General features: G+C 55.3%; 15 protein-coding genes. 11 read left to right on the forward strand and 4 right to left on the reverse strand.

The genetic code is table 11. The annotated features are described in order from the left end of the window. The first annotated feature begins 140 nt into the window (after positions 1 to 140). Both Q4D85_RS13665 and Q4D85_RS13670 read left to right on the forward strand, forming a co-directional pair. On the forward strand, positions 141 to 455 hold the full coding sequence (locus Q4D85_RS13665; protein ID WP_303201243.1) for a hypothetical protein: 315 nt from the start codon (positions 141 to 143) through the stop codon (positions 453 to 455). Positions 456 to 613: 158 nt separating this feature from the next. Continuing rightward, positions 614 to 1,165, forward strand: a complete 552-nt coding sequence (locus Q4D85_RS13670; RefSeq protein ID WP_303201245.1) for a phosphatase PAP2 family protein — start codon at positions 614 to 616, stop codon at positions 1,163 to 1,165. Here Q4D85_RS13670 and Q4D85_RS13675 read toward each other — a convergent pair. The 3 genes from Q4D85_RS13675 to Q4D85_RS13685 form a co-directional block, all read right to left on the reverse strand. Further along, positions 1,106 to 2,458, reverse strand: coding sequence for a DUF5129 domain-containing protein (locus Q4D85_RS13675; protein ID WP_303201246.1), 1,353 nt, complete (start codon positions 2,456 to 2,458; stop codon positions 1,106 to 1,108). The genes Q4D85_RS13670 and Q4D85_RS13675 overlap by 60 nt on opposite strands. A 79-nt stretch (positions 2,459 to 2,537) precedes the next feature. After that, entirely contained in the window at positions 2,538 to 3,863 is a 1,326-nt protein-coding gene (locus tag Q4D85_RS13680; RefSeq protein WP_303201247.1) for an MATE family efflux transporter, read from the reverse strand. A 198-nt stretch (positions 3,864 to 4,061) separates the two neighbouring features. Next, on the reverse strand, positions 4,062 to 5,726 hold the full coding sequence (locus Q4D85_RS13685) for a VaFE repeat-containing surface-anchored protein (protein WP_303201248.1): 1,665 nt from the start codon (positions 5,724 to 5,726) through the stop codon (positions 4,062 to 4,064). 946 nt (positions 5,727 to 6,672) lie between these two features. On the opposite strand from Q4D85_RS13685, the gene Q4D85_RS13690 reads away from it, so the two are divergent. From Q4D85_RS13690 to Q4D85_RS13730, 9 genes are all read left to right on the forward strand, one after another. Then, positions 6,673 to 8,631 (forward strand): glycosyltransferase, encoded by a 1,959-nt coding sequence (locus Q4D85_RS13690; RefSeq protein ID WP_303201249.1) that lies wholly within the window; start codon positions 6,673 to 6,675, stop codon positions 8,629 to 8,631. Positions 8,632 to 8,637: 6 nt separating this feature from the next. Beyond that, the gene (locus Q4D85_RS13695; RefSeq protein WP_303201251.1) at positions 8,638 to 9,156 is read left to right on the forward strand and encodes a phosphatase PAP2 family protein; all 519 of its coding nucleotides are present in this window, start codon (positions 8,638 to 8,640) and stop codon (positions 9,154 to 9,156) included. Then, positions 9,135 to 10,154, forward strand: coding sequence for a decaprenyl-phosphate phosphoribosyltransferase (locus tag Q4D85_RS13700; protein ID WP_303201252.1), 1,020 nt, complete (start codon positions 9,135 to 9,137; stop codon positions 10,152 to 10,154). The genes Q4D85_RS13695 and Q4D85_RS13700 overlap by 22 nt, the downstream gene beginning before the upstream one ends. 42 nt (positions 10,155 to 10,196) lie before the next feature. Beyond that, a complete protein-coding gene (gene zomB, locus Q4D85_RS13705; RefSeq protein WP_303201255.1) occupies positions 10,197 to 12,002 on the forward strand; it encodes a flagellar motor control protein ZomB in 1,806 nt (601 codons plus the stop codon). A 242-nt stretch (positions 12,003 to 12,244) separates the two neighbouring features. Then, a complete protein-coding gene (locus Q4D85_RS13710) occupies positions 12,245 to 13,261 on the forward strand; it encodes an alpha/beta hydrolase family protein (RefSeq protein WP_047263028.1) in 1,017 nt (338 codons plus the stop codon). A gap of 306 nt (positions 13,262 to 13,567) precedes the next feature. Next, complete coding sequence (locus Q4D85_RS13715) at positions 13,568 to 15,496, forward strand: alpha/beta hydrolase-fold protein (RefSeq protein ID WP_303201258.1); 1,929 nt, start codon at positions 13,568 to 13,570, stop codon at positions 15,494 to 15,496. Continuing rightward, entirely contained in the window at positions 15,496 to 15,975 is a 480-nt protein-coding gene (locus Q4D85_RS13720; RefSeq protein ID WP_303201259.1) for a DUF732 domain-containing protein, read from the forward strand. Before Q4D85_RS13715 ends, Q4D85_RS13720 begins: the two co-directional genes overlap by 1 nt. A gap of 36 nt (positions 15,976 to 16,011) precedes the next feature. Further along, positions 16,012 to 16,923: a cutinase family protein gene (locus Q4D85_RS13725; RefSeq protein ID WP_303201260.1), complete on the forward strand. Its 912-nt coding sequence runs from the start codon at positions 16,012 to 16,014 to the stop codon at positions 16,921 to 16,923. Positions 16,924 to 17,450: 527 nt separating this feature from the next. Beyond that, positions 17,451 to 19,292, forward strand: coding sequence for a FadD32-like long-chain-fatty-acid--AMP ligase (locus Q4D85_RS13730; RefSeq protein WP_303201261.1), 1,842 nt, complete (start codon positions 17,451 to 17,453; stop codon positions 19,290 to 19,292). A gap of 819 nt (positions 19,293 to 20,111) precedes the next feature. Here the strand turns inward: Q4D85_RS13730 and Q4D85_RS14550 are convergent. Continuing rightward, positions 20,112 to 20,273, reverse strand: coding sequence for a DDE-type integrase/transposase/recombinase (locus Q4D85_RS14550; RefSeq protein ID WP_368502302.1), 162 nt, complete (start codon positions 20,271 to 20,273; stop codon positions 20,112 to 20,114). Between the last annotated feature and the right edge of the window lie 306 nt (positions 20,274 to 20,579).

Here is a 20,579-nt window from a genome sequence, read left to right on the forward strand (position 1 = left end):
ACCCCACCACCAACACACCCAAACAACCTAAGCTTTTGAAATGAGACCGCTATACGTACCCGGCTCCGGGAGGAACAAGAAGCCGAACCCGCCTAAACCGTTCGGCGAGTGAGCTGGCCGAAAGATTGTGAAGTCGGAGATTGCGGAACGCAACTCCGGCTTTCTTCGTTGTTTCCGACCGTGAACTGGGCTTTTATCGGTACCAATGGCGTTGCTGTGCTTCGCCTCGGGCAATCCCCGACTTCATGTCGTGGGCGTTGCCGGTTACTTTGCTGGTGAATTCTTTGACGGTGGGCCGCGTGGGCAGCGTCGTTTGGTACGAAGTCGGAGATTCCAAAACCCCGGTCGAGGGTTCACATATTTACCTGCGGTTTTGCGGCGAATTATTGCTTTTCGACGCCTCCTGGCGGGCAATCTCCGACTTGAGGGCAGAAGACGGACGCTACATGGACTAGGACTACAACCAGCTATCCGATGGATTTATGAAGTCGGAGATTTGGGGTCAGCGGGGTTGCGTTCCTGCGGTTTCGGGACGCGATGTGTGCAATCTCCGACTTGATGTTGTGGCGCGGCCAGGTGCCGTGTGGTGGTTGTGCCGATTACACTTCGTTGGGTGGATCAAGTGGTGTTGGAATTCTTCGTAGAACATCGGGTGGGAATGCTCACTGAGTTTTTGGCGGTGCTCAGTGAACTGACCCGCCCGAGGTATCTGTGCATCTACGCGGTTGTCATTAGTAGTGTCGCCGAGCGGTGCAAGAAGCCAGCTGCCTGGGGTGTGGCAACCTCGGTGATCCTGGCTGGGATTTTCAACACCGTGATTAAAGAATTGGTGGAACGCCCGCGGCCGCCTATTTCAGTGCGGGCGGTGGTAGAGACAAGTTCCGCGATGCCGTCGGGGCACACGATGGTTATTTTCGCCGCCGCTACCAGTCTGACGGTGTTTTTTGGGGGGCGACGATTTTGGCCCGTGTGGTTACTTGCGGTGCTGGTCGCGGCGGCACGGCTGTATCTGGGGGTGCATTGGTTCAGCGACGTTGTCGTGGGTGCGGTTTTAGGGTGCGCCACCGCTCTCGTGGTGCGGTGGGCGATGTGTCGAATGACGTGGTTAGAACCGGCCGCTGACACCCGCGCCGCTGAAGCCACCAGAGAACGAGGTGCTGTTTGAGCTGCTGCTGCTGCTTGAGGTGGCGGCTTGGGCTTCTTGGTTCATCGTGTACATGATCATGTACGGCACGTAACCGTTGTATCCATAACCCGGACGCCAATCGGAGGAGCCGAGCGTTGGGGCGTGAGTGGTTTCGGGAACGTGTGTGAATTGCTCTTCGCGGACATGGGTGAGAATCGTCTGGTAATCCTTGATTAGCCGCGCATAGTCGGATATGAACTGTGGTGATTCCAGCTGGTTGAAAAGTGCGTCGCATCGGTTTTGCAAGGCTGTGATGGCTTCGCGGTGAGCGGGCTTTTCGGTTTTGAGGCTTCCACTTAAGATGTCGCTGCGGATGTCTTCTAGTTGGTTGCGTCGGGTGGCGATGTCGCCGTTTTCGAGTTTGTGCAAGGTCTCAAGGTTTTTCTCGGCGGCGACGACTTGTTCCACTTTTTCGTGGATTGCCGCGATTTTCTTGGCGTGTTTGTACAGGGTTTTGTCCTCGGGACCGCTGAATTCAGGCAGGCTCATCATGTCCTCGTGGACGGCTAAGAAACCGTCGCGGATGTCTTCCCACTGTGAGCGCAGTTCGGCGTCGACAAGCGGGTTATTGAGGTTGTTTGCCTGTACATCGATACGGGTGAGTTCCTGGGCGAGTCGGCCGTAGTTTTGGGAAATGAAGTCATATTGTTCGCGGGCGGTGGCGCGGGTTTTCTTCCTGGTGGCAGCGATTGCGGCGAAAAGCCCTCCGAGCGTGCTGATTCCTAGTCCTGAGAAAAGGATGATCGGAATGATATTCGAACCGGGTTCCTCCGGGCCTGCAGCGACGGTATCGACACCGGTTTTGAGCCCGGCCACCCAGTTGCCGTCGCCAAGCGCAGGTTTCATTTCGTCAACGAACCGATCCGAGTTGCTGCGTAACTGAATGACATTGTCGACGTCGTCCCCTACATACGTGCCGACGAAGCGGCTTTCAGTGGCTAGCGCAAAGGTGACGGAGCCGTCCGCGAATTTATCCTGGGTGGGGTTGAGTAAGTCGGGGCGCTTGGATTTCAGATAGTTAATAACGAAGTCGTTGAAAGGTTCGTCACCTTGGCGCAACACGATAAAGGTCACGGTAGTGACCTGATCCGGGAGCGGTGCGTGTTCTGTATATGTGGTTAGGTCTTGTTCTTCTGATTCGCTGAGGATGTCGTCGGGGTCGATGATCTCGACGCTGGTCGCCACTTGCGCGGAGGCGTAACCGCCGCCGAGAACGCCGAGTGTGAGCACCGAAAAGAGTAAGGCTGATACAAGCGCGAAGAATCGAGACATAGTTTCATCGTAGCTTTTCGCTTTTCGACGCCTTAAGGGTGCAACTAAAACGTTACGCAGTCTAGATATGTAAAACTTGCTACTTTTCTTTTGTCAGTTGGACATATCGGGTAACTTGCCTGTGGCTTAACACGCATCGAAATAGCCAATACGCGCCGAGTCCGATAAACGGCAATATGCCGTCACTTAACAGGCAGAGCACTAATGCCACAGGAATTTGAGCGCACCACACACCAACTGCATTGCTTATGAACTCATGATTGGTAAGTCCAAATAAGCGTAAGAGTGTCACATTCGCATATGTCACCCCGGCCACCGGGCACAGTGCCGCAATGATAACCGCCGATACCCTAAACGCGCTGTTCACATTTGGATCGGGGGATATGACCGGGGAAACAGCCAGACTCATCAGCAGAATAACCCCGCCGGCGATAAAACCGATCGTGAAGAATGTGCGGCGCAGCTCATGGGTGCCTTTCCTAATGGTGTTGCGTTGCGTAGGAAACTCTTTCCCCAGAATGTAAAGCGCTGCTGATGAGGTGCTCGAAATCACGATGAACGCTAGCAAATGAAGCTGCGCGCCGAAGCGCATTCCGGCGACAGCCGCCGCGCCGGAAACCGCGATAATCATTGTGAACGCTATGTTTCCGCCATAATCCACGAGGGCGGACCAGACCGCTGGTCGCGTCATCTTCTGCCAACCTTTATAGTGTTCCGCCACTGTGGGATCGGGTACGAGCGAGCGGTTCTTCATGATTAATGCGATCAGCACAGGAAGCGGCAGCATCGTGCTGATGGTGCTTCCAATTCCGGCACCCAACGCACCTAATTCTGGTGCCGAACCGACGCCGTAGATCAGGACATAGTCCACCAGCAGATTCATCGGCGCAGCGATAAGGAAAACAAGCAACGGAATCCGTGTTCTCCCCCACACGACCAGGGTTATGGACATGGCCGAGCTCGCTACCACTGTTACAAAACTGGGTGCGCGTGCCGCGCTGTAAGAAAATGCATGTGACCACGTTTCGTCGTCGAACTGGTAGTACCCGTATACGGAAGATGCGATGGTGATGGCTGTAAGTAGCCCAGCGATCGGCAGCAAACTTTTAAGCACGATTGCCAATCCGATAGTTTCGCGGTGAGCGGTGTTGTAACCGTGAATCCTGGGTGCGAGAATGCGATACGCCATCAGCCCGCCCAACAACATATTGATAGGAAGTTCATAAACCGCTGCGCCCAAGGCGACGCCTGCCAGCGCGGAGGTGGAATAGTAGGAGATAAGCAGTGAGTCTGTTAGGCCAATGACGATACTGCCGAGGGACGCTATCAGAGCTGGCCATGTGTACCGATACAGCTCACGGGGTTTCAAGAGCTGGTCTTTCCCGACTAGTAGTCTCTCACTCATTGGCCGCCTCCTCCCGCGCGTTTGGGCCCATTTCGGATTATTGCTGTCAGTAAGGTTAACGCACAGACCCAACAAAGTCGCTGTACTGAGGTGGGTAGTCAGGTTTGGATGCTTTTGCTTTTCGACGCCTTAAGGGTGCAACTAAAACTGCCCCCGCAATGATTGCGGAGGCAGTGAGAGACGTTGGGTCTTGGTGGGTTAGTTGCGACGCCGGTTGCGGCTGATAAGGACGCCGCCGATTGTGACACCAGCTAGTGTGATGAGCAGAAGCGGGATGATACCGCTGACACCGGTGTTAGCCAGGGCTGGCTTCGCCGCAGGGGAGTTCGCAGCCTCGGTCTTTGCCACACCCTTGGCAGGTGGGGCAGGGGTTTCCGACTTTGGCATTCCCTTGACAGGTGCAGCAGGAGCGGCTGGGCTTTCGCCAAGTGGTGGAACTTCGCGGGTCTTGGTGCGGGTTGCAACGACCAGGCCGACCGCGGTGAGGACTAAGCCGCCAGCGACGATGGCAGTCGTCGCAACGCCGGTTTCGTAATCCATGGAGCCGCCCAAGAAGGATTCGGCAACCTGAACGGTCTGGTTCGCGTCGTTGATGTCGGTGTGCTCAGCGATCAGTTTCCCGTTCGCGTCGTAAGCCCGTTCAAAGACAACCAGGGTCTTACCGTCGAAACCTTCCGGAACCGTGAATTCGACCTTGACTTCACCGTTAGGGGTTTCCGGGGTGAACGTTACTTCCTTGGTGATGCCGGTTGCTTTGCCTGTGCCGTCCGGAAGCCGTTCCATCAATTCGCCCTTGATGGTGTACTGCTTGCCGACGATCAAACCTTCGTACGCAACCACGTCAACGACAGTACCGCCCTTATGAGAGAGCTTCTTGTCACTGTCGTGCTTATCGGTTGCGGTGGTACCCAGTTTAAGATTTGTGCCTTCCCAGCTAATTGCTTGTTCAGCTGAAGCAGCACGCTTCTTATCGTGAGTGGTGATAAGAGTCTGGCCGTGCACGGTGGCAATGATGGTGATAATCAACGCGCCGTCAATGATGTTATCGCTGGCCCGTGCGCTAAGTGTCGCACTGCCGTCTTTTTCGTCAACCTTGAAATAGAATTCCTGATCTTTCTTAATGGAGGATGCTTCGATCGGATTACCTTCGGCGTCGACAATGATGCCCTTGGGCTCAACGGAAACCTGAAGCTCGTGTGCACCGGTAGTTACAACGAAGGGGCCGAAGACGCCATTGTCTTTGCGGATGGCTTTGGAGGAGTCAATGACCGGCTTGATCTTTGCCTCATCCATTCCGGAAGATTCGACCCGGCCGGGGTTATCTGTGAGGTATTCAAAGAGCTTCTGCTCTTGCTCGTGTTGCGCCGGGCTGGAACCCTCGAGGGACTGGTACTTAAAGCTGTCGGAAGCGATATTCCAGATTGCGCCTTGGGTGACGGCGATGACCGTTGCATCATCCATTGTGCCGGTGATGCCAGCATTGGCTAAGAGTTCTTCTTTTGAGATAGCCGGAAAGCTGTTAGCTGCGATCCAGTTGATCTTCTGTGCGGCTTCTGGGTTGTTCTTGAAATTGTTATTACCAGGGAAATCTTCCCATCTTGCGGTAACGGTGGCATCGTTTTCTTCGTATACTTTGACGTCGTATTCGATGCAGTAGGCGCGCAACCCTAGCTCCGTATGGAATAACCGGGCCCGAATGCGGCCATTGTCACCGTGGAGAACCACCCGTCCCCAATCGGCATCCTTTTTGATCTTTACTTTCTTGCCAATTTCGATGCTACCGGTGGAGTTGTCTTGTGCGTAGGCTGGTCGCACTGCAGTGGCGAATCCCAGTGCGAGAATCACGGCCATGAAGAGGCTCACGAAGAATGTGAACCTAGTTGTTGTGCGATTGAGTCGAAGAAACATAGAACCCAACATTTTCTACAGAGGGAGCTTATAAAGGCGCCCATTAAACCATTTCGATAAGAATGAACGGCTATTTAACTTAGGAAAGCTAACGGGAGTTAGTTAACTTTGTCTATCCGTTTCGGTTGTTGACTTTAATACAGTGCCGTGCAGAAAAAAGCGGTCTAACCCCGTCGACAAGCGTGGCGCTACCCAGGTTTTGGCGCAGTCCGCATCCGGGTGAGTGAATGGAAAAACCCCAGCATCATCTGGGGCTGCTGAGGTGGTGGTTGTGGGGTTTCCGGCGGGATGGGGCTGCACGCAATCCATGCAACTTTAGTGATATGTTGAGCGATAAACGCAAGGTTGAATCAGTTAAGCGCCGTCGTCAAAAGGTGTCTGATGTCTGTGTGCAAGAGGTAAGGAAACGGTAATTTTTTACGCGAAGCAAAATTGCTATTCGGTAACGCGGGAGTGGCTATTGACGTTCAATTATTTCTAAGAATTAATAACACGTTAAGTTTAAGCTCAGATGAAATTTGCAGAAAGTTTATGATTAATTGTCGAGTTTCTAAATGTTGCATAGCGTGAAATTACCCCCATGCCGGAGTGGTGGCGGGGAGATGGCATGATTAAAAAGCCTGTGGCCATTGATGCTTTCATGCATGCATCGAAAAAGAATAATGGGGCATGCATGGTTTATGGCCGGAAGGGGCAAGGATGCGTTATTAGCTAATTGTCTTTTTCGGTGAAAATTCTTAGAGTTTTTCTATTTATAGCATCGAAGTTCTATAGCTATCGCCTAATAGGCGTAAATCTCCCAATATTGAAAACCGCGTTGTTTTGGGCGCAGCTAGGTCCAACCCACTACGCTTAGAACCACAATCTCTAATGATCATTTGTGGAAAGGCTCAAAAGTTACATGAAAGAGAATCAGCTTCAGCGATTCCTCCTGCCGCGTCTTGGCGAGCCCCATGACGTACGCATGTTGTATTTGATCGAATCCGAACACAACACCGGCCGGGCTACTTGGTCGGATCGCACATCGATCACGGTACCGGCAGGCAATGAACTCAGCTTCCTCACCTATTTCAATGCCTTTCCTGCTAGCTACTGGCGCCGGTGGTCGCAACTGGACTCGGTAATTTTAAAGGTTGAGGTCGCCGGAACCGCTCGGGTTGACGTGTTCCGCTCGAAAATCGACGGTGCCCGCATTGCGGTTGCTGGCGAAGTCGTGACTGACGGGGTGGCTGAATTCGAACTGTCACTTGCCCCCTTCGAAGACGGGGGCTGGATGTGGTGGGATCTCACCGCAGAAACCGAAGTGACAATCACTGCCGCAGGGTGGTTCGCACCGCATGCGCCCAAGCCACAAATCATGCCGGATGGCACCGAAGTGGGGCCATTTGAACCGCGCGTAACCGTGGGTATCCCCACCTTTAACAGGCCTTTTGACGCGGTCGCTGCCCTCGAAGCACTGGCCTCTGACCCAGAGGTCGATGCCGTGATCGATGCCATTATCATGCCGGATCAAGGCAATAAGCACCCAGCTGACGAGCCGGGCTATGACAAAGCAACCAAGCATTTCGCGGGTAGGTTCTTCGAATTCCGGCAGGGAAACCTCGGCGGTTCCGGCGGTTACTCCCGCATTATGTACGAAGCCTTGGGGGACGGGGAAGCAGGTGCCGCGCAATCGCCGTACATTCTGTACATGGACGATGACATCGCCATCGAACCGGACTCCATCCTGCGTGCATTAGCTGCCGCCCGCTACGCAAAAACCCCGATGCTTATCGGCGGGCAAATGCTCAACCTGCAAGAACGTAGCCACCTGCACTCAATGGGTGAGGTGGTCGGTCGGCATGACTTCATGTGGACGTCCGCGCCACACGTTCATTACGACCACGATTTCGCCGCCCACCCATTGTCCGATCGTGGCAAGTTCGGCGATAAGCCAGATGCTCCTAATTCACGGGACCTGCACCGCCGAATCGACGTGGACTATAACGGCTGGTGGATGTGCATGATCCCTCGGTTGGTGGCGGAGAAAATCGGTCAGCCACTGCCGCTGTTTATCAAGTGGGATGATGCGGAATACGGGCTTCGGGCGGGCCAACACGGATTCCCAACCGCAACCTGGCCGGGTATCGCGATTTGGCACATGGCCTGGTCGGATAAGGATGATGCCATTGACTGGCAGGCGTATTTCCATCTGCGTAACCGATTGATTGTGGCGGCTATGCAGCACGAGGGCCCGATCGACGGCATCGTGCGAAGCATGCTCAAGGCTACGGTCAAGCACTTAATGTGCTTGGAATACTCGACCGTTGCTATCCAGATCGAAGCGATCAAAGACTTCCTTGCCGGCCCTGACCAGCTGTTTGGCATTCTGGAAAGCTCGCTGCCGCGTATCGCCGCGATTCGCAAGACGTATCCTGACGCGGTGATCTTGCCGTCCGCTGCGGATCTGCCGCGTCCATCGGGTGCGCCCGGCGTTCCTATCAAGGACATTGGTGGCAGGCTCGCGCCGATCAAAAAAGCAGTGTGGTTGGCGAAGGGTATTAAGCACTCCCTGCGCCCGGCGGACCCCAAGCACTACGAGGTTCCGCAGGCAAACTTCGCCCCCATCGAGGCACGTTGGTTCTCGCTTTCGCGTGTCGACGGCGCCACGGTGACCACCGCGGACGGTCGCGGCGTGGTCTACCGGAAACGCGACCTGGAGAAGGCCAAAGATTTGTTCCGGCAAACCCGCGCCCTGCATAAGCAATTGACGGAGCGCTTCGATCAGCTGCGGGAAGACTACCGCGCGGCCCATCCACGGTTGGTGAGCCGGGAGGCATGGGCGGAAATTTTCGAGCCAGAATTGGGTGAAAAGGCGTAACTTGGCATGAACGAATCAGACATTCTCGTTGCCGTGCAACGGAAACTCGCACAACCGGGGATTCTCAACGTTGCCCGCGCTTTAAGCCATTTCGGTGAGCATGCACTCGGCTGGATCGGTCTTGGTGCGCTGGGGGCATTGGTGGATAAAAACCGGCGGTGCCAGTGGCTGAAATTGATTGCCGCTGCGTTTATAAGTCACGCGATCAGTGTCGTCGTCAAGCGAATTGTGCGGCGCAAACGCCCCCACGATCCGCGCATTGCGGTAGGGGTTGGTACGCCGAGCAAACTGAGTTTCCCGAGTTCACACGCAACATCGACAACCGCGGCGCTGGTGAGTCTTGCAAAGATCACCCGCAACCCGCTGCCCCTGATTGGTGTGCCCGTGATGATGCTTTCCCGTATGGTGCTAGGTGTTCACTATCCCACGGATGTGCTTGCTGGCGCGCTCGTGGGTGCCGCGACGGCGGAGGCTGTCGCTAACGCTTCGAATAAGCTACCCGCATGGTGGAGGAAAGGAAAGTAGTGACCGACTCATCCAGCATCATCGGTTCCGAGCCGCATACCGAAGGCATAGTTGAAGAGCAACAGCACGAGGCCAGCGGCAAAAAGCCCCCTAAGAATCTTTTCGATGGGATCATCAAAGCACTGCGCCCCAAGCAGTGGGTGAAGAACGTTTTGGTTCTCGCCGCGCCGCTTGCTGCCGGTGCCGAGGCGCTTTTCGACGCCCGGACGTTGATCGACATCGGCATCGCTTTCGTGGTGTTCTGTATGGCGGCTTCCTCGATCTACCTCATTAACGACGCCCGCGATGTGGAAGCGGATCGCGCGCATCCCACGAAGCGGTTCCGTCCAATCGCCGCTGGTGTCCTGCCGGTGACATTGGCCTACATCATGGCGGTGATCCTCATCGTCGCTGCGATTGGCGTCAGTTACGTCGCCTCCTCCGGGCACGGCCTCGCAATTGTTATGGCGGTGTATATCGCTTTGCAGCTGGGCTATTGCTTCGGCTGGAAGCACCAACCGGTTATCGATATTGCGTTGGTGAGCTCCGGTTTCATGTTGCGCGCCATGGCTGGCGGTGTCGCCGCCGGAATCGGCCTTTCGCAGTGGTTCCTCCTGGTAGCGGCTTTCGGTTCCTTGTTTATGGCTTCCGGTAAGCGCTACGCCGAGATTCTTCTGGCACAAAGCTCCGGCGCGAAGATCCGAAAGTCGTTGGAAGGCTACACCCCGACCTACCTGCGCTTCGTGTGGACCTTGGCCGCCACCGCTGTGGTTATTTCCTATGCGCTGTGGGGCTTTGAAATGGCGAAGGTTTCCGACACTACCGCCGCCGTGTGGTACCAAGTGTCGATGGTTCCGTTTACTGTAGCTATTCTGCGTTATGCGGCAGATGTCGACAGGGGTGCGGGTGGTGCACCGGACGAACTTGCCTTAACTGACCGGACGCTTCAGATACTTGCACTCGCGTGGCTGGCATGCATCACGATTGCGGTTTATGTCGTGCCGGTCATCACGGCCTAGCCGGTATTAACTAAACCTAATGGCTTGCTAATATGGCTAGCTATGACAAACGCCCGTTCGCTCACTTCCATCACAGGATTGCTTTCCGCAGTCATAGTTGCCGCACTGGCCTTCTATGGCGGGTGGCAACGTAAATGGATAAGTGACGACGGGCTTATTGTTTTGCGAACCGTCCGCAACCTTTTGGCTGGGAACGGCCCAGTTTTCAACGCCGGCGAACGGGTTGAGGCGAATACCTCCACCCTATGGCAGTACATCATTTACCTTGGTGCGTTGGTGAGCGATGCCCGGCTGGAAACTATCGCCATGTGGGCAGCCCTGATTTTCACCACCCTCGCGTTATTCATCGCAACCTACGCCACCGCTCAATTGCATCGCGGAACCTCTGCTGTGGCGCTCATTCCGGTCGGCGGAATTTTATACATTGCTCTACCGCCAGCCCGCGACTTCGCCACCTCGGGTCTGGAATGGGGATTATCCATTCTATGGATCGCAATTCAATGGCTGTTGTTGGTGGCGTGGGCGCACTCAGACAAACAACAGTGGGTTTACCTGCTGGCGTTTTGGTCCGGAATGAGTTGGTTAGTGCGCCCTGAACTTGCGTTGTACGGCGGTCTGGCCGGGATTATTCTGCTGGTATTTGAACGGAAAAGCTGGTGGAAGATTCTTCTGGTCGCGATACCTGTGCCGCTGAGTTATCAGATCTTCCGCATGGGCTATTACGGATTATTGGTGCCACATACCGCCGTCGCAAAGTCAGCATCGGGCTCGCAGTGGGCGAGTGGCTGGAACTATCTCGCGGATTTCAGCCAACCCTATACGATGTGGCTCGCGGCGATCATTGTTGTCGTACTCGGTGCAATCACGATCCCGCCCCTTGCGACGATGAGAAAACAACGCGTCATTATCGCCCTGGTGATTGCCTGCGCCGCGATTCACTTCCTGTACATCATGCGGGTCGGCGGCGACTTCATGCACGGGCGGATGTTATTGCTGCCGCTCTTTACGCTTTTGCTGCCGCTCGGAGTCGTTTCCATCAACCGAAATCTCGTTACTTCGGCGGCAACCGGAATCTTGGTTTTGTGCGGCATGGGCTGGGCGGCAGCTGCCGTGATCGGCGGGCACCCATATGAGCTGCCAGAGGAAGGCCAAGAACTCGATATCGTTGACGAGCGCACCTTCTGGCAATTGGCAAGCTACCGGGACGCGCCAACGTACTTCGCTGAAGATTTCCAAACCGCGCGGAACATGAATCACTTTGTGGAACAAGTGGCGGTTGGGCGCGATATTAACGCAGGCCAGTTGCTGCAAATCCGGTTGAATAAAGAGCCCCTCGTGTTGTCGTGGGAGCCGGTGCCACGCAGCGATGCCACCGGGGATCTGTCCACCATGCCGATGTCGTTGACCATGATTAACCTTGGCATGACCAGCATGAATGCCCCATTGGACGTGCGGGTTCTCGACAATATGGGGCTCGCCAACCCGCTTGCCGGAAGGCAACCACGTATGCCCGATGCCCGAGTCGGACACGATAAGAACCTGCCGTTGGAATGGCAATTGGCTGATTCTGCTGTCGCCATTGAGGATTTGCCGGAGTGGGTCGATGCGGATTACGTAGAACGCGCCCGCCAGATTCTCTATACCCCGGAATATCAGCGACTGTTTGAGTCCTATCGCGGGCCGATGACCGCCGAACGTTTCTTCAAAAACATTGGTTACAGTTTCACCGAGGGGCGAAGCTTACAGTTCACCGAAGACCCATATGCCTATAATCAGCCGCTTCCGGTTGCGAACCCGCAACCGATTAATTGGCCCCGTGAGATAGCGCTGGATCCGCCGCGGGGGTAACTTTCCTTAGATAATCTGAAGTTGTGACCCAAAACAAAATATCAGTTTTGCGGTACCTGTCTAACTGGGAAAACTCTATCTATATGAAATGTGCGGCTGCAATTTCGTGCGGAAAGCTGGCCATTGCAGTAACAAAACTGGTGGACAAGTTTATATGCCTGTTATAAAGTTTAAACGTTTTCTAGGCTCCATCTAGTGGGGCAATTAAGCTGCATGCCGCAGACTCACACCATAGGAGAAGCATGAAATTCGTGACACGCGCGATGAAGAAGGTGGCTGCCACGCTCACCGCAATCGCCACTGCCGCGACCGTCATGGTTGCAGGTCAGGGCGTCGCGCAGGCCGGTCCGCGTGACTGGCTGCGCCCTGACGCTACCGGGCACTGTGATTGGGATGCCGTAGGATTCTGGGTTCAGCGTTGCGACGTTTTCTCTCCCGCAATGAACCGCAATATCCAGGTTCAGATCCAGCCTGCGCAGCGCGGCGGCAATGCAGGTTTCTACCTGCTTGACGGTGCTCGCGCTACCGAAGTTGCTAACGCTTGGACTGTTGATGCGAATGCGCCAGCCAGCTACGTTAACCACAACATCACCCTGGTTATGCCAGTTGGTGGCGCTGGTTCGTTCTATGCTGACTGGTTGGCACCTGCCAGCTACGATAACTCCGGCCCGCACTTCAAGTGGGAGACCTTCCTGACACAGGAACTCCCGGCGTACCTGGAGGCGCATTTTGGTGTAAGCCGCACCAATAACTCCATCGCAGGTTTGTCCATGGGTGGTACCGCAGCGCTGAACCTCGCTGCTCGTAACCCAGCCCAGTTCCGTCAGGCGATGTCCTGGTCCGGTTACCTGGCAATGACCTTGCCTGGTATGGAAATGATGCTGCGTCTGGCTATGTGGGACGTGGGACGGTTGAACATCAACGCTATGTACGGCGCATTCTTCAATCCACAGCGCTTCGAGAATGACCCGATGTGGAACCTCACCGGTTTGCAGGGTAAGGATGTCTACATCTCGGCAGCTAGCGGTTTCTGGAGTGCGGACGACATCGCGCACTATCCGCTGAACCAGCGGATCACCGGTTCCGTTCTTGAGGCATTCAGCTTGTACACCTCGACCCTGTGGGAGTTGAAGGCTCGCACGCAGGGCGTGAAGGTAACTGTTGATTACCCACCAGCAGGTATTCACAACTGGCACCAGTGGCGGTACCAGCTTGAGCGCACGAAGCCTCGTGTTCTCGATGTCATGAATGCTTGGTAATTTCTAAGGGTAAGCTAAAGCGTCGTCATCATCTCGTGGCGGCGCTTTGTGCATTTTTGCCGAAATGGCGGAGTGTCATTTCCAAAAGTCTAAAGTTAAACTTAAACTTAAACCAAGTCTTGTGAAATTCGCTGTACCCACATACAGTCGTTAATTACACGGTACTAATATTTGAACATGTGAAAACAGCATAGCTTTCGCCCATTCCAGTCGTGGTGCGTTCCGGAGGAGGGGAACCTTCGGAAACTATAAATCCACCGGGATGGCGACCTGTTGTGCTCTTATGAAAACAAAGGACCGAAGTTCATGCGCGACACCGCATATCGTTTCAAGCGTCGTTCCCTCTGGATGCTGGCAATCCCAATGGCAATTGGTGTAACTGTGCCTGCCCTAGTCCCTGCGACCGCACTGGCACAGTCCTCTAATTCTTCCAGTGTTCTTTCCGGGCTCACCGACTACCTCAACACCGATGCTGTTGAGCGCACCCCAATCCGCGTCGACGAGCGGCCGAATATTTCCGGCCTGCCCCAGGGCGTTTCCGTCGAACGCGTCGAGTGGATCACCGACCGGCGGATTGAACTGCAGATCAAATCCGCCGTCATGCCCCGGGAATTGGTAAAGGTCCAAATCCTTCTGGCGCGCGACTGGCACTCCAGCCCGGGCCGCCAGTTCCCTGAAGTATGGGCTCTCGATGGCTTGCGTGCCACCGACATCGAATCCGGTTGGACCAGCGAAACCAATATCGAGCAACTATTTGCCGATAAGAATGTCAACGTCATTCTTCCTATCGGTGGCGAGTCTTCCTTCTACGCCGACTGGCTGGAAGAAAACAACGGCAAGCACTACATGTGGGAATCGTTCCTGACCAAGGAACTCGTTCCGATTCTCAAGAACGGCTACCGCTCCAACGGCGAACGCGCCATCTTCGGCCTGTCTATGGGTGGCACCGCAGCCGTTAATCTCGCTGAGCGCAACCCAGACCTGTTCAAGTTTGTCGGTTCTTTCTCCGGCTACCTGGATACCACCAGCATCGGTATGCCGCAGGCGATCCGCACCGCACAGCAGGACGCTGGTGGATTCGACACCACCGCCATGTGGGGTCCGGAAGGTTCGCAGCAGTGGATTGACCACGATCCGAAGCTGGGCATTGAAGCTCTGCGCGGCAAGAAGGTCTATGTTTCCGCAGGCTCCGGTCGTGACGATTTCGGCCAGCCCGGTTCTGTTGCAAAGAACCCAGCCAATACCGCAGGCGTTGGCCTGGAGGTTATTTCCCGGATGACCACCCAAACCTTTGTTGATTATGCGAAGCGTGAGGGCGTCGAAGTCACCGCAGTATTCCGCCCATCAGGCGTGCACGACTGGCCATATTGGCAGTTTGAACTGAGCCAGGCGTGGCCGCACATGGCAAGCGCTCTGGGGCTTTCGCAGTCCGATCGAGGTGCTGACTGTACCCCAATCGGTGCCATCGCAGATGTGACCAAGAACGGTGTCATCGGTAATTGCGTCAATAACGAATACGACATCGCTGGCGGTAAGGGCGAGGACTTCACCGCAGGCCGCGCATTCTGGTCGCCAAATACTGGTGCGCACGCGCTCTACGGTCGTATCAACGCACGCTATACCGAGATGGGTGGCCCGGAATCCTGGCTCGGGTTCCCAACCTCCACGGAGCGGGCGCTGGCAAACGGTGGTCGGTTCGTCACTTTTGAACACGGCAATATCTACTGGACCACGCAAACCGGTGCAGTGGCGGTCCCAGGCGACATGATCGCCAAGTGGGGTGAGCTGAAGTGGGAAAACGGTGACCTCGGTTACCCAACCTCCGAAGCTGTCGGAATCAACGGCGGCCTGGTGCAGCAGTTCCAGGGCGGATTTGTTACCCGTAGCCCAGAGGGCAAGAACCACTGGGTGCGTGGCGCAATCGCTGGTAAGTACGGCCAGATGGAGACCGCAAAGTCCAAGTTGGGCTACCCAGTTTCCGACGAAATGCCGATCAAGGGCGGTGCCTTCCAGCAGTTCGAGAACGGCAATATCTACTGGTCGCCAGCAACCGGCGCGCACGTCATCTACTATGGCGATATCTTTGACGCCTGGGGGGATAAGCGTTATGAGCAGGGTGAATTCGGCTTCCCAACCGAGGATCACACCATGATCCCAGCCGGTGGTGAGGTTGTGACCTTCCAGGGCGGCAAGATCAGCCAGATCAACGGCAGCATCAAAGAGGAGCGCAACTAATGAAACGGCTCGTCGTCGCCATGCTCGCCGCAGTAACGAGCTTCGGCTTAGTTGCTTGCGGCGGCTCCACCGCCACTGATTCGGCGGGGGAGTCTTCCATCGCGCCGTTGACCCGCGCGGCTAAACCGTCGACAAGCGGAGAGGCGACAACCACCAGCAGCAAGACGGCCGCGCAGCCGGAACAAAAGAAGGACCTGCCAGCCGACGGCGCTGCGGAGGAAGTTTCCGAGATTCCGGATCCGGCTATCCAACTCAGCGACGCCGACAACAACTACCTTGACCTGCTTAAAGAAGGCGGAATCAAGGTAGATGGTGTGGAAAATCAAATGATCGGTGCCGCCGAGGTTGTCTGTGGCGATCAATTCCCCGCCGCCGTACACGCGGTCGCTGGGCAATTGGTGGAACAAAATCGCACCAGCTTAACGGTGGAAGAAGTAATACCGCTTATCGAAAATTCCGCCCGCAAGTCCTATTGTTAATGGTTCCCCACTAACAATTTTAAGAGCTAGGACACCATGAAAAAGTTCCTAACCGCAGTTGCTGCGGTAGTGGTCATCGCCATCATCGTCTTCGGTGTTAGTCAATGGATGACAACCACCGATCACGGCGCCCTGCCTGCACCGGACGAAACCACCACCGCAGCACCCGTGCAACCCGACCATTGCCCGGCGGTGGAATTCGTCGCGGCACCCGGTACCTGGGAATCGGCGCCCGGGGATGATCCGTTCAACCCCACCGCCAACCCCAATTCCTTCATGCTGAGCATCACCCGGCCGCTCCAGGAAACATATCCCGCGCACGAGGTGAAAGTGTGGACGCTGCCGTACACCGCGCAGTTTAAAAACATCAATGCCCAGCATGAAATGAGCTACGACGAGTCTCGTGAAGAAGGCATTAGCACCTTGGAACACGAGCTCATCACGATGCACAAGGAGTGTCCACTGACTGATTTTATTTTCAGTGGATTCTCTCAAGGTGCGGTCATTCTTGGCGATATCGCCAACAAAATCGGTGTTGATGGGGGCGTTATCCCCGCAGAACGTATCAGAGGCATCGCACTCATCGCCGACGGTCGCCGCGAAGCTGGTGTGGGCCAGCATGTGGGCAATCCGGTCGGCGGCGTGGGTGCAGAGGTGGCGCTCCAAAGCATCAATTTGCTTGTCCAGCCCATCGTCCCCGGTGCAACGATGCGTGGTCCGCGTGTCGGCGGATTCGGCACGTTGCAGGATCGGGTTTTCGAAATCTGTGCCCCCGATGACTCCATCTGCGACGCCCCCATTGATGTCGGCAACGCCCTCGGTCGCGCCCGAGGGTTGGTCGAAGCAAACGGCGTGCATGCCATGTACGCCACCAACCCCAATGTGATCCCAGAGACCACAGCGAATCAATGGGTTGTCGATTGGGCACACGGCTTGATTAACCGATAACTATCTCACACAACCCAGGCCCGCGCTTTTCGGTCCGCGCGATATGGCCTGGGTTTTGTGCTTTCTAAAAACGCCAAGCATTCGCCACCACCGCCCCACGTGGACATCGTCCCAAGCCAGTCGCGGTTTCGGTGAAGTCGGGGATGTCGGGTAGGCGTCGAAAAGCAGCAGCAATGTCCCTGGTAGCTTATGCCGCCGACGCGCAATTTCCGACTTCCACCATGTGTGGCAACGCGGGGAACAATGCGGGAATTATGAAGTCGGAGATTCCACTTGCGGGCATAATCTTGCGCCGAATCGCCTGGATTTTCTTAGGGCGCGAACGCAAACTCCGACTTCAAGATTTCCCATTACGATGGTTGTGCTTGTCGACGCCGCCAGCGTCGCGGCCGGACCTGCCACCGGTAAGCGGGCGCTTTTGCGGTGAAAAATATTTATTTTCCCCCATCTAGTAATAGACTGAGGAAAACCTGCGATGAAGGAAAAGAAGGAATACTTCACGGGTCAAAAGTAATTCGAGGAGAAAAATGGATCTGAATGCGGTCATTGGTCAGTTCTTCAACGAGAAGGGCGAGATCACACTCCAGCCGGAAATCACCCTTGCGGGCATGTGTGAGGTGATCTACCAGACTGAAAAGATGGCAGGCACCACCGGTCGTAACTGTTTGCGGTTCTGGGACTTTTCGGAGTCCCGCGAGGGCGTAGCTGTCGATTTCAGTCGGGACCAGATCAATACCCGGATCAAAGCCGTAGCCGCGCGGTTGCAGCAAACCGGAACGATCGGCGACCGTGTGGTTATTCTGGCAAATAACTCGCCGGAATACATTTTCTCCATGCTGGGTGCCATGTATGCGGGCATGGTTCCAATCCCGCTGTATGACCCGAACGAGCCGGGCCACGCCGATCACCTCAAGGCGGTTATTGGCGATTCCCACCCAAAGGCGGTTTTGACCAACAGCCGTTCCGCCGGTGCTGTTCGTGCATTCTTTGCGGAGGTGCCAGGCAAGGAACGTCCTCGGATTCTCGCGGTGGATTCATTGCCGGATTCGCTGGCCGAAAGCTTCCAAAACCCGCTTACCAGCGAAGCTGCCCGGATGTTCTTGGCTGCAAGCCAGAAGGCACCGATCGATCTGCCTGCCTTCTTGCAGTACACCTCCGGCTCGACCCGCGTACCAGCGGGCGTGATGCTCACCAACCGTTCGATTCTGACCAACGTCCTGCAGATTTTCACGGCCGCCCGGCTCAAGACTCCGATCCGATTGGTCAGCTGGCTGCCACTGCACCACGACATGGGCATCATCTTGGCCACCTTCGTGACCATTCTTGGCTTGGACATGGAGCTGATGGCACCTCGCGACTTCATTCAGCAGCCTTCCCGCTGGACAAAGCAGCTGCATAAGCAGGATGACATTGCGAATGTGTATACCGTTGTTCCCAATTTCGCTCTCGAATTGGCGGTTCGCTACGGCCTGCCCGCTGAAGGTGAAGAACTTGACCTCTCCGCTGTCGACGGCCTCATCGTAGGTTCCGAGCCGGTGACGGAGAAAGCTGTCAACGCCTTCGTTGAGGCATTCACCCCGTACGGCCTGGAAAAGTCCGTTATCCGCCCATCCTACGGCCTGGCGGAAGCATCGCTTCTGGTTACCACGCCGCAGACTCCAAACCGTCCGATCATCACGCACTTCGACCGGGATAAGTTGGCTGAAGGCCAAGCCGTCGTGGTGGAGAAGAATGACAGCTCGGTTGCGTTTGCCTCCTGCGGCCAGGTGTGCCGCCCGCAGTTCCTGGTTATTGTCGACCCTGAGACCAAGGCTGAGCTGCCTGACGGCCAGGTAGGCGAGTTGTGGTGCCATGGCGACAACATGGCGGCGGGCTACCTCGATCGCCCTGAGGACACGATGGAGACCTTCCGCAACACCCTCGGTGAGCGTCTTGCGCAGGGCTCTCGGGCTGAGGGCGCACCGAACGACGATAAGTGGATGGCCACCGGCGACCTCGCGGTCATCGTCGACAACGAGGTGTACATTACTGGCCGCCTGAAGGACCTGATTATCATCGCGGGCCGTAACCACTACCCGCAGGATATTGAGTACACCGTGGACCACGCGTCTGACCATATCCGCCCCGCTGCGGTGGCCGCCTTCGCCGTTGAAGGCGACGACGTTGAGAAGCTAGTTATCCTCGCTGAACGCGACCTGGATAAGTCGGAAGACGGCGATGCCGCCGCTATTGAAGCCATCCGCGCCGCCGTTTCCGATGCGCATGGCGTTGTCCCCGCCGACATCCGGATCGTCGCCCCTGACGCGATCGCTAGGTCGTCCTCCGGCAAGATCGCTCGCCGCGTAAACAAGAAGAACTACGAAGCCTAGTACCTCTTCGCTTTTCGACGCCCCACCATCAGCAGCTTACATCCGCTGGCGGTGGGGTTTCGGCGTTGGTAGACTTAATGAAGCTTTTCTGACGGGGTGACGAAAAATATGAGTCATTCAACTTTTCTTTCTGTTGCTACTTTTCTGGGCTTATTTTCGATTAGTGGCAGTTTTGGTGCTCGGCGTTTTTCTTTCATCGTTGAAGTTGGCGGTTCCGTAGTTTCTGCGTCGTTGTTTCAACGTCGACGTGGAAGGAATAGGCTTTTATGGCTAACTTCAGGCAGCTCATGGTGATGTGTATTCAGAGTCTAGTTACTCCCAGATTACCATTGCATTGGGATGTTCTTGGCGGGATGTCGCTCCTGCCTTACATAGTTTTGTATGAGATTTTATTGAGGTTGAACTGCCCCGGGTTTTGTTCCTAGGCATTTGCCTTGTTTCCCATTATTTGTTGTTGGCGGTTAGTTTTCCAATATTCCGTTTCGACCTCGACTGGTGTGCGGTAGCCTAGGTTTTCGTGGAGTCTGGTTTCATTTCACCAAGTAACCCATTGGAACGTGGCGATTTCAATTTCTACAGCATCAGCCCATCTGTGGGGATTGATGAGTTCATTTTTGTAGGAGCCGTTGACATTTTCCGCGAGGGCATTGTCGTAAGAATCCTTTTGCCGTGCCGGTTGATGCGGTAATTCCTGATTCTTTCAGCCGCTGATTGTAAACAACACTGACGTACTGTGTGCCATGGCCTGTATGGTGAATCAGCCCAGTAGTTTCCTTCGCTAAAGCAATAGCTTGGTTAAGGGCCTGCAACGGCAATGCCTCAAGTACGCAGTGAATCTGATAAAGCCCAGCCGATGATCGTGCGGGAGAACACATCGGTGACATAAGCGGTGTACACAAACCCTTTCCTGGTTCGTACATAGGTAATGTCAGCAACCCACAAATGGTTGGGGCAACTGGCTGTGAAGTTACGGTTAACCACGTCTGGTCGGGTATCTGTTTGTATGCCTTGATGGGTGGTGATCGGGTTTTACCTTTGCTTTTGCCGCACACACCCGCCAGGTGCATTAAACGTGCTGTTTGCTCACGGCCAATAGTCACCCCAGCACGACGGTAGAGCATGCCACATTTTGCGGACACCGTAGACTTCAGTAATTTTCCTTATGGATACGTCGGATCAGCTCTATCAATGTTTCTGTCACGAATGTACGCGAGCACTTATTCCCTAAGGCCTTTGACTGGCGGTAACCACGAGAGGTAATAAACCCACCGACACGGTGACTATTCA

Origin of the sequence: Corynebacterium sp. (assembly GCF_030532965.1) — a bacterium.
Taxonomy (GTDB): Bacteria; Actinomycetota; Actinomycetes; order Mycobacteriales; family Mycobacteriaceae; genus Corynebacterium.

Bases quoted from the DNA above. Each gene is read 5' to 3' on its own strand.
- Q4D85_RS13720 (WP_303201259.1), top strand. From the start codon at position 15,496: ATGAAACGGCTCGTCGTCGCCATGCTCGCCGCAGTAACGAGCTTCGGC.
- Q4D85_RS13725 (WP_303201260.1), top strand. From the start codon at position 16,012: ATGAAAAAGTTCCTAACCGCAGTTGCTGCGGTAGTGGTCATCGCCATC.
- Q4D85_RS13710 (WP_047263028.1), top strand. From the start codon at position 12,245: ATGAAATTCGTGACACGCGCGATGAAGAAGGTGGCTGCCACGCTCACC.
- Q4D85_RS13700 (WP_303201252.1), top strand. From the start codon at position 9,135: ATGGTGGAGGAAAGGAAAGTAGTGACCGACTCATCCAGCATCATCGGT.
- Q4D85_RS13715 (WP_303201258.1), top strand. From the start codon at position 13,568: ATGCGCGACACCGCATATCGTTTCAAGCGTCGTTCCCTCTGGATGCTG.
- Q4D85_RS13730 (WP_303201261.1), top strand. From the start codon at position 17,451: ATGGATCTGAATGCGGTCATTGGTCAGTTCTTCAACGAGAAGGGCGAG.
- zomB (WP_303201255.1), top strand. From the start codon at position 10,197: ATGACAAACGCCCGTTCGCTCACTTCCATCACAGGATTGCTTTCCGCA.
- Q4D85_RS13675 (WP_303201246.1), bottom strand. From the start codon at position 2,458: ATGTCTCGATTCTTCGCGCTTGTATCAGCCTTACTCTTTTCGGTGCTC.
- Q4D85_RS13680 (WP_303201247.1), bottom strand. From the start codon at position 3,863: ATGAGTGAGAGACTACTAGTCGGGAAAGACCAGCTCTTGAAACCCCGT.
- Q4D85_RS13690 (WP_303201249.1), top strand. From the start codon at position 6,673: ATGAAAGAGAATCAGCTTCAGCGATTCCTCCTGCCGCGTCTTGGCGAG.
- Q4D85_RS13695 (WP_303201251.1), top strand. From the start codon at position 8,638: ATGAACGAATCAGACATTCTCGTTGCCGTGCAACGGAAACTCGCACAA.